Below are 14,570 nucleotides of genomic sequence, written 5' to 3'. Positions count from 1 at the left end.
AAATTACCGAAAATTGTTCAAACCGCCAAACTTTTTACATCATTTCTCACATAATATTTGTTCCCCAGTTTATTATGTAAAAATGATGTAGGTTTCAAAAAGCCCCGACTACATCAAAGTAGCCGAGGCTTTCCTTCAAAATCTTCTATTTTTTATGTTTCTTCTATCTTCCAATCCCCTATCGTTCGCTTTTGGCTATCATAATTTCCATTCCTATGCGCACTTCCCTGTTAGGATACCCCAGCTGATAGCATTGCAATAGCGGATTATACTTCTTGATGGTAAGATAACCACTCTGGTAGAGCAAAGGAAGCGCTGAAGTCATCTGCTCTGGCGAAACATCAAAGTCATCAACCCCTACACTTTTCTGCTCTATATCCATTACTCCCACATGATACTTCTGCAAAGTCTTGATGAGATAACTTGGCGTACCGGAACTGAACCAATAAGCCGAAACCTTTTTGTTCTTCAAGGCCTTCACAAGACTGAAAGGATTGAATATATCTTCTGAATGATCACTGAAATGATAGCCATCATAATATGACGTAAGTTCACCTATTGTTTCTTCCAAGGTTCTGCCTAAATGCTTTGCCAACAACTCCACATCCGGCTTCATATCATTCAGAAGTTCCGTCTTACTAATACCGCAGATAGCAGAATACTGGTCGAACATGCTGATATTATCCAGGTTGTTGATTTCACTAAAGATACTTAATTGAGAGAACTTGGTAATACCAGTAATAAAGACGAAACGCAACCAAGGGTCCAAGTATTTAATAGGACTATAGAAGTTCTTCATGATCAAACGGAGTTCTACCAGATTTTCCTTCTCATGCACGACATCCAGCAATGGAGCATCATACTCATCAATGAGAATGACTACCTTCTGCCCCGTCTGCTTATAAGCACGTTTTACCAGACATTCCAAACGCTGATTAGCCTTAATAGCCCAATCTTCTGTACCATAGATTTGTTCCAACTGGCTTAGCTTACCTTCCAATTCATTGATTAAGTCAGCAGGATTCATGTGCTTTGCCGTACTCATATCAAAATGAAAAACCGGATACTTTACCCATTCCTTCTCATAATCCCCAAGGGCAAGCCCATCAAACAGATTCTTTCTTCCTTCAAAATAAGCCTGAAGCGTAGAGACAAAAAGAGACTTTCCGAATCGTCTTGGGCGACTCAGAAACAGATATTTGGATCCATTTCTTATGAAATCCACAATATACTTAGTTTTATCCACATACACATAGTTTTCTTCTCGTATCTCAGAGAAGGTTTGTATGCCCACCGGATATTTTCTAATCTCTTCCATAGCTTTTCTTTTTTTATATTCCGCTGCGAAGTTACGAAGAAAAATGCATATATGCAAAGGTTTTCATCGAAAAATTTCAATGTTAACAAAAACAAGTCATAGTTTTATGACTCCTAAGTCTATGAGTTCCGAAGTGGAAAACATAGAGTTAAAAGGCAAAGAAAATAACACGGACAAATTCAATTTGTCCGGACAAACTGCCCGACAGCCCATAAGTCACGAATTTTTAACCATTTACAAGCACCCGATGCATAGAAAGCTACTTTCAAAAACACTCTTCACTCTTCACATTCATAATGTAAGCTTTTGTGTGTGAGACACTTATGGCGGCGAAGAGTTGAGCTGACTCTTCACCACTCTTCACCACTCTTCACCCTCATCATTTTTTAAAAACGCATCATATAAGCAATGGTTCGGTCATCTATTATGACCAGCACCAATCATCTATTATGACCAGCTCCTGTCATCAATGATGACCGAGCTTCGCAATAAGGTGAAGAGTGGTGAAGAGTTGTGAAGAGTGAGCAAGCACTCTTCACCTCTCGCAACCCCAGTGTTTATCGGGGTTTCAGGCGAATCTGTGAAGAGTGAAGAGTGAAATCGAGAGTAGGGTTTTTCTCACGCAAACCGACTCCACCTGCAACCAGAAAGCTTCTGCCGAATCGTAGTAACAGTCCTATTGAAATTTATCTCCCGACGTATTATTTTATGCCTGGCAATGGCACAATATTGCCCCAGTTAAGGGCAACTTTGTGCCATAGCCAGGCAAAAAGTGGAATAAGCCTTCTTTCGCATTTAAATAGGGCTCATTTGTTGATGCTCCATACTTTACAGACAGAGTGAAAGAACTGGATTTTAAAATAAAGAATCGCCAGGAAGCTATTCTGTTGCTTCGCTGGCGATTCAGAGAGAGAGATTTATCTATGTGTAAAATTATGTTTTATTCCGCCTGAATACCGAAGTACTCGTTGAGTTCGGCGATGGCAGCGCCATCAGCATTCGGAAGATCCTTCACCAGCTTGCCTTTCTCCAGCAGAAGGATGCGGGTGGAGATGTCGGCAACGAAGTTGAGGTTATGGCTGGAGATGATGACCGTGGTGCCCTGTTCCTTACAGATGCGCTGAATCATGTGGGCGATAGTCATCTGAGAAGATGGGTCGAGATAGTTGAACGGCTCATCCAGGAGAAGAACCTTCGGATTGATGATCATCGCTCCAATGATGCCAATCTTCTGTCGGTTGCCCTGAGAGAAATCACGGAGATACTTCTTGGTTCCCATGATTTCATCGTGCATAAAGCCCTCAAACTGCGCCAGTCGCTCCTGCAGGGTTTCATCGTCGATGTTATAAACATCAGCGATGAAATCGAAGTATTCCTCAGGGGTGAGGAAGTCGATGAGGAATCTGCCGTCGATGTAACTGCCGGTATATTCCTTCCAGGTTTCACTCTCGTTCACCTTTTGTCCATTGCTTTCCACGAAACCATCATCTGCCTGAATCAGGTCGAGAATCAGACGGAGCAAGGTGGTCTTGCCCGCACCATTATTACCTACGAGTCCTATCAACTCGCCCTTTGCAACACCCAGATTATCAATATCGAGTACGGTATTGCCATTATATATCTTTTTGAGATTCTGAATCTTAATCATATTACTTTGAACTTTATTGTTACTTTGAACGTTGAGCTTTGAACTTTGAACTTTATGATTAGTAAAGCTATTGAATTGGCTTTCCCTTCGGCCGCCGAACGTTGTTTCTTCACTCTTCGTTCTTCACTCTTCACTTAACTCATGAACTTCTCCATGCGCTTGTACTTGTTCTTCTCGAAGATGGCAGCAATCTTGGCGATGAACCATTTGTGGATGGCAATGCTGATGACTGCCAGCGCTATGCAGGTGATAAACCATGCCGTCTCGCCAAAGAAATGATAGATGGCAGCGACACCTGCCAGCGGGAAGAGGAAGGCGATGGCATAAAGATTGATCTTCAGATTCGCTCCCTGCATGCTGAACATGGAAGTCTGGAATATCTCCAGACGGGAAGAGAAGAGTGCCGTAGGCAGATTGAAGAGATTGATGAATACTGCCAGACAGAAACCGCCGATAAGCACCTGGATTCCGATTCCTGCCTGCAGGAAAAGGAACGGAAGGGTGAGCAACAAGGCAATCGCACTCACTACCATATAATAATAGAAGCAATTCTGCAGCATCTGCTTCACCTTTACCGGCTTGGTCATCAAACCATGGAAGAAGTTTGCCTCAATACCAAAGGTCCATTGCGATAATACCACCGATGGCAGCAGGATGGCACCTGCCACATAGAGGGTAGTCATAGCCACCTTGTCCCCTATCTCCTGTCCCGCTTCTGCAGGAAGAAGGGCAAAGAGATAGGCATCGAAGAGGAAGACGGCAGTAACCATAATCACCATCGTACGGGAACGCTTTGCTCTCAATGTGCCGATATATTGCAGACTGAAGAGGTTGACATGGCTGAAGCCACGGAACTTGGAAACCTTCTGCTTCTGCTCGTTATAAATCTTTTCGTGATAGAGATAGGCGGTAAGTCCGGTGAATACCGCTCCAGCAAGGAAGAAGAAACCTATCCATCCCATATATACTGGGAAGAAGAAAGCCACTAACAAATATCCTATCAGCACGGCATACATTCCCATCCATCCCAATATCAAAGGCCATTTCAGAATCCACTTCGTAGCCTTGCGGTAACAGGTGATATAGATGCCGTTGACAAAAGAGAACTCCAGGAACAGGAAAAAGCTGGCTACAGCCTCACCTGCCGGCAAGAGATAGATGAACACTGGAAGCGCAAACACCGGAAGCACATAGTTCCAGATGCTCACGAGATTGGTAGTGAGCAGGAACTTATTCCAGATTTTCTCTGGCACAGGGCGCGACTTCACATAATCATCCATCGCCGTGATGTCCCTCTTCATCACCATCTTCATGATGATGTCTAGAATCAGCATACCGATTACGATGCCCGGACCCAACATTGCCGGCATGTCCTCTCCCTTCAGTTCTCCTCCACTCTCGGTGAAGCCCTGGAAGAAGCAGAAGCCCATCACCACATACAGGGTGATGATGTAGCAAGCCACGAAGGCGTCTCTCTTGCGGAAGTTACGGCGCTGCTGCAGCCACCATAACCTTAACAGTAATTTCAACATAATTCATTCTTTTCAATGGTTTACGGGCACAAAGGTAAACAAAAAACTCTGAATTCTCTAACAAATTAGAAGAAATAACCTAAAAATAACATTAATCTAACATTCCCAGCCTTAAAGTATACGATATCTCGCAGTCAGCAGCACACTTCGTTGGCGAATACTATATTCTGAAATCCTTTCTGTAAGTGCCGAAGTATTAGAGCGCGAATAGTTCTTCTTGTTAAAAATATTGCTACAATCTAAAGTAAACAACCATTTTTTACAAGAAAAGCTACCACTCACTCCACACAGAACAAAAGATTTATTCTTTTCATTCAGACTATTATAATAATGAGAACAAGTAGTAGATATCGACAAGCCTTTAGGCAATAAGAAATCTACAGATGTATCATTCGTCATAGAACGCAAGGAAGCCATTGATATATTACCACTCATTTTACTTCCTGCACAATAATAAGAACTCTCGTGACTTGCTACCAACCAATTCATAATTGTTGCACTTGCATTCATCTTTACACTCCATGTATTGCTAGAATAGTTAAGTTCTTCTCCTTGCAGAAGGATAGGACTATCCACATGAGCATAATTTAACATCAATGCTATTTTCGTTTTTTTCCAATCAAACCCCTTACTGGTATTTAGTCTGAAATTCAGACGTTTTGCAACACTCTCAGTAGGTTGGCTCTCCACTTTTTCTACTACCCCATCATAAGTACTACCATAAAGTATCTTGGGTTTATTGCTATTCCATGCCAGATCCACATCCACAAAAAACATTTTAAAAATATTCTTAAAATGATAGGATACCTTATGGTTTATCCAGGTACCTTCATATAAAGACGGAGTGGCATAACACGAGAGCTGCCGATAATTATTCAATATATATTGAGCATACAAGTTTTCTATTGTAGGCAACTCATTAGATAAAGAACCATGATAGGCGAAAGAATGAGAAGCATTAAGATAATAAGTTGCTATGATACTAGGCTCAAAATTAAAACACCTATAAAGCAGCTTCGTCTTATCCATTTGGTCATTCAATTGCTGATAGCGATATCCCAATGGCATATCTACATCTAAATTCAACTTGTTGATCTTATAATCTGCTCCAAGTCCCAAGCCCACCTTCATTTCGGTGAGGGCAAGTCGGTTCTTGTATTTTTCCAAAGTACTCTCCAAATTATCATGACGAACATCACAAAAAGCAGTTGGGCTAATTTGCAAGTTACCTATCACCAATGAAGACAATATTCCCAGAAGATTCTTAGATTCTACATTTTTACTTTCCACCCATTGATTCATGCCATCCGAAGTCAGAATATCCGGAAACAGATTCCTATCAACAAAGAGATTCTGAGGTCGCTTTTCTATATTCAACTTAGACACAAAATCAACACCTCGTCCTTGATGAAACTTACTTGTCAAATGAAGTTCATTGTGCAAACGATAATCCCTAATCTTACCACTTTGCAGAATATTACCTTCATTTTCGATTCGATTGGTTCCCACGAACGAAGAATAATCAAACGTCAGAGATTCCTTGACGTATTGCTTATCAGAATTTTTCACGAGTGCAAGATCCCCATATCCAATTTCCTTATGCAATTTAGCAGATATACGTTCTACTATGGAACGATAAGTGCCATCAGGCAAAAGGTTATGAATAAAAGACTGATTGTTACGTCTATCCCTATCAGACAAACCTCCAAGATTTATTCCCAGATTTACATCCTTCCCTAAACGATAGATATTGTTAAATGTCAAGCTATTCGAACGATTAAAATAATAATATCGCTTGGCTATGCCTGGTGCAGAAGGCATTTCTATTCCAGTCAGATTGATTGTACGAGCATAGTCATCCCCGTCAAAAGAGCGTAGTTCCGCCTCCAAATCTTCTCCGATATTATTTCCTTTATACATCGCCAACAATTGAGAGTTCTTTTTAAAATATGTAGCAAGCAACTCTCCTTTCCAAAGAGCATCGTCACCATTTCCTGCTCCCAAAACACCTATCAAGTTAAAGACACCCTTCACACCTTCTCTCAATTTCAAATTAATGGAAGCGCGTTCTTCAGGGCGCAGTTTTTTAAGAGCTTTAATCTCTTGATGGTTTTCCAATACCTGAACCGTAGAGATACTATTGGGATCCACATTATTGGTAGCTATACCATATCTACCTTTCATCAAATCCAATCCCTCAATATAAAGGTTTTTGATTGGCAATCCTTTATAGGCAATCTGACCTGTATTAGATACGGTAATACCAGGCATTCTTTTCAACACCTCTGCTATAGATTGGTCGTTTTTGTTAAGAAAAGAAGCAACATTATAATTAATGGTATCTCCACCCATATAGATTTTCTGCGCCTTCACAGTTATTTCCTTTAGTTTTTGTGTCTTTTCCTCCACGTACAACGTATGGAAAGCATCTTTATTGGATACGTTTTCCTGATATTTATTTATCGTCATGCCTGAGCAAAACAAACTGACGCTATCTGCCGATGTATGAAAAGATACAGAAAACATACCATTTTTGTCTGTCAGACTAGCTCCCAGTATCTTATACCTCTGATTCAATTGGCTGACAAAAACATTAATTCCAGAAACAGGCGAATTGGCATCTGTTTTCACGCAACCACGAAGAGTCGTGACGGCAGTTTGGGCATGCATGGTAAAAACACCTAGAAGCAACAACAATGACAGCAAAAATATGAAAAGAAATCCCCATCTCTCCAGAAGTCCCATTGGTTGCCTCAGCATATTGTTAAGTTCTTTGCTATGTCCATTTAATATCTTATTATGTTTCATACTGCGAGTTGATTTTTAATTAATGAATAATATACACCTTTTTTATCTAATAGAGTTTGATGTGTCCCTTGCTCCACCACATGTCCGCTTTTCATGACCACAATATGATCTGCGTCTTTTACCGTACTTAAACGATGAGCAATAATTACAGAAGTACGTCCTTGCAAGAAGGATTTTAAATTACCCAAAACTTCTCTTTCATTATTTGCATCCAGAGAATTTGTTGCTTCATCTAGAAATAAATAGTCAGGGTTCTTATATATAGCTCTGGCTATCAACAACCGTTGCTTTTGTCCCGAGCTCAATCCCTTGCCTTCACCACCGATTTTTGTATGAAATCCTAATGGCATAGTCTCTACAAAAGAAAGGACGTTTGCCATTCTTGCTGCCAATATCAAACGTTTCTTATCTATTTCGCCAGAAGGAACAATATTACGTGCAATCGTGTCTGAATAAACAAATCCATCTTGCATTACTACTCCACATTTCTTACGCCATTCTCTAATATCATAGTCTAGAAGTGAAATACCTCCTATAGTTATTGTACCTACATCAGGTGTATAAAAACCTAATAACAGCTTCAATAATGTTGTTTTCCCACTTCCACTAAGACCAACTATAGCTGTTGACTTGCCTTTTTTAATTTCAAAATCTACATCTTTTAAAACTGCTTCTTCTGCAAGTTTATCATACTTAAAAGATATATGATGAACATTAATACTATCATGTGGTATTTTTGCAACTTTTTCCCCCTCACATTCATCCTTTAAATTATATATTTCATTTAAACGTCCCATACTTAATTTAGCATCTTGAAGCTTCTTCACAAAAGTAACTAATTGTTCCAATGGACTATTCAGCATACCCATCAAGAACTGTAAAGCGAGCATCATACCCAATGTCATCGTTCCATCAATAACTCTCGTCGCAACAAAAGCGGTAACACATATATTTTTCACTTGGTTCAACATGACACCACCAGACAATTGATATTGCGATAGTTTCAATCCATCAGAAAGTACTTTATAAATACTAACTTGAGTTTTCTCCCAATCCCATCGTTTATCATTCTCACATCCATTGAGTTTCATGTCTTGCATACCAAATATTATTTCAAAGACATTATTTTGACTCAAAGAATTAAGAGAAAACATCCGATTGTCGATAGTAGCTCTTTTTTTCATAAAAAGCCATACCCACCCAATATACAAAGTGCTACATACAGTAAAGATCAAAAAGACCATAACATTGTAATACAGGAAAACACCACTAAAAATCAGCAGATTAATTAATGAAAACAGCATCGTCAAACTCGTACCTGTAAGGAATTCCTTTATGCGCTGATGATCACTTATACGTTGCATGATATCTCCACTCATTTTTATATCAAAAAATGAGATTGGTAATTTTGTAAGTTTCAAAATAAAGTCAGAAATCATCAATATATCTACTCTAACACCAATGTAAAGCAAGATTCTATTACGAACAAGTTCTACAAAAGTTGTTCCAAATACCAAAAGAAATTGTCCCAACAATATTATCCAAACGATGTAAACGTTTTTGTCTTTTACACCAAAGTCTATTATCGCTTGCGTCAAGAACGGAACGAAGAGCATAAAGATTGTTCCAAGAAACATACCCAAAAGTATATTCAGCATAACATATTTGTATGGCTGTATATAACTCCACAGAAAATTAAGCACATTTTTTTGTTTTTGTTTCTTTTCTACAAAATCATTCAATTCCTCCGTGGGTTCCAGACATAAAACAACTCCAGTATTCTCATCAATCTCCCAACATTTTTCCATCTCTGTTTCAGAATATTTAAAACGTGAGCCTACTGGGTCTGCAACATAATAATATATATGACCTCTTTTTTTTCTCACCTCATATAAAACAACAAAATGTTCTTGTCGCCAATACAAAATACAAGGCAAAGGAATATTTTCAGCTAATGTTAGGAGGTTCACCTTTACTCCCAAAGCTTTAAAGCCTATCACTTCTGCCGCCTTCTTGAGACTTAACATCGTTGTGCCATTTTGGGAATACACACACAACTGATGGATGCATTCCATGGAAAGTTTTTTCCCATAGAATGCAGCTATCATTCGCAAACATGTTGGTCCGCAATCCAAAGTACCCCTTTGAGTATACAAAGTGAATCTCTTCATTCTCACGACAATGTAATCAACCAAAATTTCTTTCCATCACTTCCTATTAGTTTACCATCACTCAAAGCAACGATATTACTCATATATTTAGGCACAACATAAGTATTCTTTATGTTCCCTGTCCAATCTAAAACTACCAGTTTACAGGATGCCCTATTTTGCTTATGCAATAAAGTCATAGACTGCTGAGTTTTATTCCACCATAGTGCATACACATAAGTTTCTGATGAAGTTACATCTTTAACTTGCATTAGATTAACGGCCCAAACATCTGCTGAAAGGGGCTTTATAGTCTTCCAATTAGGCTCTGCTAATTTTACGATATAACTTTTCCTTTCATCCAAACTTACATATTGTACAGCTGGATAAATATAAAAGCCATGGACCAAGACACGAGCACGCTTATTAAACGTTTGCTTTCCGAAATTAGTTGTCCACGCTGGATATTTCTTTGTATAAAGCAATGGTGCGACTTCTCCAACGCAAGTAGAAATAGTATCTAAAATCGATGTATAAACAGCCTGTATTCCCATATTAGGTTGCCTCCCTACAAAATAGAATTCCTTATCCGATTTACGATAAGCAAAAGGCACATTCAATGCCATAGCATAAGGAACTTTCGACTTAGCCGAAAAGACAAACTTATGCGTATTTTTCATCGTATGTTTTTCCATGTCCAAATTATAGACCAAAGGATAAGTACGATCCATTACGCACAAATCATCAAGACTATCTTGTACAAGTATAGGATAGTCAATACCATTACTTCTTGCAGGGTCTCTGAAATATTCATATTCCATCTTAAGCGCATGAGAGGCTTCGTCAACACAATAAGTTCTCAATAGTTGAGCCCCCCAACGTTTTGGGTTTTCATAAGTAACATAAAGCTTTTTCCCTACAACTTGCATATTTACCAAATTTTTTATATTTGGTAAAGAGTCTACAGACAAAAGCGTAAACTTGATATTGCTAGCACCATATACATCTACACTTAATAATAACATAAAAAAAACTGAGAATAAACTCCTCATACTTACTTTGTTCAATCTTACATATTTTTTCATAATCTAAACATTTAAATTACACATTTTTAAATCAGGTCTCATCAGTTCACAAGCCGATACAGGGGGACAGACATACCGAAATGGACACGAATGACAATTTACCAAATCCTTTCTGGTCATCCTCCAAGAATGGTTTTCTACGAATTCGGCAGATACCGCATCTAGCAATGTATATCCACTATTAACATTTCCCAATTTAGAAGAAGAACCATGCGGACGAACTTCTCCTGTACAAGAGACATCTAGAATGCCAAAGAAATTAGCATTTAACTTTTTATTTCTAAACAGATACGACATTTTTCTCGGATTATTCATTAAATCCTTCCCTGATGTCCACACCTTCTCTCTAAACATTTGTTCATTATCATCCAACCAAACAGGCAAGCACTCCATTCGTTCACCATTTTCGATGTCTGAGAAATCATATATTAGCTGTAGAGAACGTACTTCTAGCCCCATATCATTTTTTCCTTTGTTCGCATAAGTAGGCGAAAAACAATCTTTATATATAATGAACTGACAACAACTAGACAGAGACTGCACATTCTGTTTACCTAACAGGGCATAATCCTCTACATAAATATGAATTCTATACTTGAAGGAATAGTTTCTCAATAAATTCACAAAATCTTGCACATCACATTCCAAGAAATATCTATATGAGCAAATAAAGTCAATGACGGCAACACTCGATGCTATAGTTTGACTTATCAATTCTTGCAACATTTTATAATCCAAACATGCATACTTCTCCTCATAACAAGCACATGGGTATTGACGAGAAGCCATATTACGACAACGGGCCAACATTTCGTTTTCAGTAACGCAGCAGTCCAAAGACACATAAAGACCACTTAAATAATACAGTTTATTTCCTAAACGAGCATATTTATCATCCTCGTTTCGTTCCAAATCCTTTTGTAAACTCAACATTGGAAGAAGACTTATCGGCTTAATAGCATTCGACACCGTACGTACAGAGAAGAATCCCTGCCGAATAGCCTCATCTGCTGTATGTTCCAAAGAAGGCTCATAGGGTATTACCCCCAGATTCTTTGGCAAATACATTTTTACAACGATGTCATATAGTCCTTTATCATTTGAATACAAGAACTTACCATTACTGACATTATACATCAGCAACCTCTTTTCTTCCAAGAAATCCACAAAAATTTCTGGAGAAATTATCAGCCAGACAAAAAACTGTTCTCTCATACGACCTCAAAACTAGACATTATATACGAATAAGACTCAGGATATTGCAAGAGAAAAGAATACACTTCACTCTTCACCATTTTCTCCGTCTTTGAGTCCATAAAATATTTACACTTTCCTTTGGACGAGTCCATCATGCCATTATTAAACATACAGCAAAGACAGCCACGACTATCTCTACAACATCTACACACTTTTGCTACTCGCTCAAAATAAGAATTATAACTATCAGCAATTAGCTGAAAGTCTACATCTACTTTACCTTGCTTTATTGCAGGATAGCCATACCGATAGCTAATCATCTCACAAGGCATAATCCTACCAGTTACATTCACAAAGACCTTTTTGGTAAAAGGAAGACAAGTCCCTGTAGGAAATTCCTTCTCCTTAGTCCTATCAGCAAACAACAAGTCATTATAATCTTGATAAACATAAGGGGAATGTTTCAGAACATAACGAGCTATTTGCTCAAACCTCGGATGGTCTTCAAACTTAATTTTACCCAAATCCAACCCTTGTTCAAATTCTTGCACAGACTTCCATTTTTCCAAATAGATTTGTTTAAAATCCTTTTCATATTGCAAATTGACACCATCTGGATTTACCTCAGACACAGAAGGCTTTTTACCATAAGTTTGCCATATATACTCAGTTATTGCCTTAACAGAAGTTTTTTGGGTAAGTACTGAGTTAAATTGAACATTCTCTTCGAAAAATCGAGGATACTTCTCTCTTAGCTCATCTATTGCTTTGGTAATAGCAGGAAAAGCCTGCTTTCCATTATGATAAACACGACAAGAAGAACCTTTTTCATCCCCATCAAGACTAATTAACAAGTGCACACTCTTAGAAACCAAGTAATCCATATACTTTGGCAATAGGGTTGCATTAGTAGTCATCGTATAAGCAAAATGTTTTCTATAGCCTTGAAGATTCTCTTCTATGTAACTAATAACAGCCTTAATAAATGACATATTAAGCAATGGTTCTCCACCATAAAAACTAATGACTAGCGTACCTTCACCTCTATTGTCATAGCCTGCATCCCATAACTTTTTTATATAATCAAGAAAAGCTATAGCATTTTCGATAGGCATCATGCGATTATGTCTTTTCCCTTTATTATTATAAAGTTTTCCATACCCACAGTATAGGCACGACAAATTACAACACTCCGTAATCTCGAAAGTAATTTGCGGAGTATTTGCTAAATATGTCTTTATATTTTCGGCTGTTAATTTCATCATATCAATACTTTTCTAATGGTTCATATTCTTGATCTGGAATATTCTGTATAGAGGTAGAAGGTCTAGATCTACCATCTGTTCCTTTTATATACATATGTCTACCCATCTGTTCCAAAAAACGAATTGGCTGTTTTTCTATGCGTTCAATTGTTTTTATGGCATCCTTCTCGAAACATTTTTGTTCCCCTTCATAAGTATATAAATATATTGGACGTACTACATTTCGAATACCCTTAAGTTCCCAACTATACAAATGTGTTAAATCTTCTACTTTTATGACCAAGCCTGGTAATCCATAAAATTTATATGGACCATAAGGTAAAGGTATGTCTACCGTATACCAAGCCGCATACTCTCTCCCGGCAAAGTTTGTTTTTGCCATATTACAAGCATAGCCCAAAATCTCTTTTGTGCTATCTGGAATTAATGTCCAATCCAACAACGGAAGTGTCATGCTGTAACAAAGCGTACCACCATTGAGAGGCATACGATATTTTACACTGCAATCTCTTTGGCGCAAGTCATTAAATAGTTCATAACAAAACACCATATTTGGATTACCTGGAGAATCCATTCCCTTTCTGTTATTTTCAGTTGTCAAAGAATCAAAATAAAAAATTATTTTACTATAATCCTTTATGACATGATTTCCAATCTGAACTATTCTATCATCTACATTATAGTCCTTCTGTTTGGGATTTTTTTTGAATTTAAGAGTATACTGTAATTCACATATTGAATTATCAACTTGCTTTGATTTTTCTAAAGAAACAGGCGCAGGTGGATATTGGGCAAAAATAAAATTGCACAACATTAAGTTCCAAAGTGATAATAATATTCTTCGCATCATTACTTCTCAATTTATATAAAACATGTATGTTGCACATGCTTAAAAAACATGCACAACACACAAATAAATTCTCACAAAATTGCTCAAGGAGTAACAACTACATCATCAAGAAAAAACGTTTGATCTGTCTTTGGTCCCTTAGAGTACAGACCACCTGCATGGTTAGCTGAGCCATTGTCCATTGTTGAAACAGAACGACATGCACAGCCACATGTTGCACCACCAGCGAAAGAGTTCATTTCTCTCTCACTCATTGCCATTTTGGCAAGTTCACTCATTTTCTTTACCATAACCTAAAATATTTAATTGTTTATATTTACCGATTTAAGAATAGAATTCCATTTTCGGCTGTTATAATTCAAAATTTCCTCTGTATGCCGTACCATCATCTAGAACTACCTCTATACTATACTGAGCATTCCCTAAATGAGACAAGTCTAGAACAACCTGATTTTTCCCACTTACTTGTAATGTATCACACAACATAACTGTATGATTAGCATCATATATATAAATATGAGCAATGCCTGTATACCGACTCACCTCTAATACAATACTACAATCATCTATATCTGCTTCTAGACTAGGTAGAACTGTTCTTATTCCAGCATTATGATTTTTATCAATACGCCTAAATGCTATTGGAGAAGCATTAACAGACAAAGCTATCACTACCATATAAACTACGAACAAAATTCTTTTTATATCCATACGATT

At 37.9% G+C, this 14,570-nt stretch carries 11 protein-coding genes; all 11 read right to left on the bottom strand.

What is annotated here, in order from left to right; translation table 11 throughout:
* Nucleotides 1-178: 178 nt before the first annotated feature.
* The 11 genes from F7D73_RS09190 to F7D73_RS09140 all read right to left on the bottom strand — a co-directional run bounded on the left by F7D73_RS09190 (nucleotide 179) and on the right by F7D73_RS09140 (nucleotide 14,564).
* Nucleotides 179-1,318, bottom strand: coding sequence for an ATP-binding protein (locus F7D73_RS09190; RefSeq protein WP_153124107.1), 1,140 nt, complete (start codon nucleotides 1,316-1,318; stop codon nucleotides 179-181).
* A 940-nt stretch (nucleotides 1,319-2,258) separates the two neighbouring features.
* On the bottom strand, nucleotides 2,259-2,966 hold the full coding sequence (locus F7D73_RS09185; RefSeq protein ID WP_153124104.1) for an ABC transporter ATP-binding protein: 708 nt from the start codon (nucleotides 2,964-2,966) through the stop codon (nucleotides 2,259-2,261).
* Between the two features lie 134 nt (nucleotides 2,967-3,100).
* Nucleotides 3,101-4,498, bottom strand: a complete 1,398-nt coding sequence (locus F7D73_RS09180; protein ID WP_153124102.1) for a DUF5687 family protein — start codon at nucleotides 4,496-4,498, stop codon at nucleotides 3,101-3,103.
* Between the two features lie 111 nt (nucleotides 4,499-4,609).
* Entirely contained in the window at nucleotides 4,610-7,306 is a 2,697-nt protein-coding gene (locus F7D73_RS09175; protein WP_153124100.1) for a TonB-dependent receptor, read from the bottom strand.
* A complete protein-coding gene (locus F7D73_RS09170; RefSeq protein WP_153124203.1) occupies nucleotides 7,303-9,477 on the bottom strand; it encodes a peptidase domain-containing ABC transporter in 2,175 nt (724 codons plus the stop codon). Before F7D73_RS09170 ends, F7D73_RS09175 begins: the two co-directional genes overlap by 4 nt.
* A 2-nt stretch (nucleotides 9,478-9,479) precedes the next feature.
* Nucleotides 9,480-10,541, bottom strand: a complete 1,062-nt coding sequence (locus F7D73_RS09165; RefSeq protein ID WP_153124098.1) for a hypothetical protein — start codon at nucleotides 10,539-10,541, stop codon at nucleotides 9,480-9,482.
* A 3-nt stretch (nucleotides 10,542-10,544) separates the two neighbouring features.
* On the bottom strand, nucleotides 10,545-11,756 hold the full coding sequence (locus F7D73_RS09160; protein ID WP_153124096.1) for a hypothetical protein: 1,212 nt from the start codon (nucleotides 11,754-11,756) through the stop codon (nucleotides 10,545-10,547).
* Nucleotides 11,753-13,003 (bottom strand): radical SAM peptide maturase, encoded by a 1,251-nt coding sequence (locus F7D73_RS09155; RefSeq protein ID WP_153124094.1) that lies wholly within the window; start codon nucleotides 13,001-13,003, stop codon nucleotides 11,753-11,755. The genes F7D73_RS09160 and F7D73_RS09155 overlap by 4 nt, the downstream gene beginning before the upstream one ends.
* Before the next feature lies 1 nt (nucleotide 13,004).
* Nucleotides 13,005-13,853 carry a GLPGLI family protein gene (locus F7D73_RS09150; RefSeq protein WP_153124092.1) on the bottom strand — a complete coding sequence of 283 codons (849 nt, stop codon included), beginning with the start codon at nucleotides 13,851-13,853 and terminating at the stop codon, nucleotides 13,005-13,007.
* Between the two features lie 83 nt (nucleotides 13,854-13,936).
* Entirely contained in the window at nucleotides 13,937-14,131 is a 195-nt protein-coding gene (locus tag F7D73_RS09145; protein WP_228117701.1) for a TIGR04149 family rSAM-modified RiPP, read from the bottom strand.
* 73 nt (nucleotides 14,132-14,204) lie between these two features.
* Nucleotides 14,205-14,564: a DUF3244 domain-containing protein gene (locus F7D73_RS09140; protein ID WP_153124087.1), complete on the bottom strand. Its 360-nt coding sequence runs from the start codon at nucleotides 14,562-14,564 to the stop codon at nucleotides 14,205-14,207.
* Nucleotides 14,565-14,570: the final 6 nt, after the last annotated feature.

The organism is Segatella copri, assembly GCF_009494395.1.
Taxonomy (GTDB): domain Bacteria; phylum Bacteroidota; class Bacteroidia; order Bacteroidales; family Bacteroidaceae; genus Prevotella.
The sequence above is the reverse complement of the archived record's forward strand: the minus strand, read 5'-3'. Positions and strand labels throughout refer to the sequence as shown.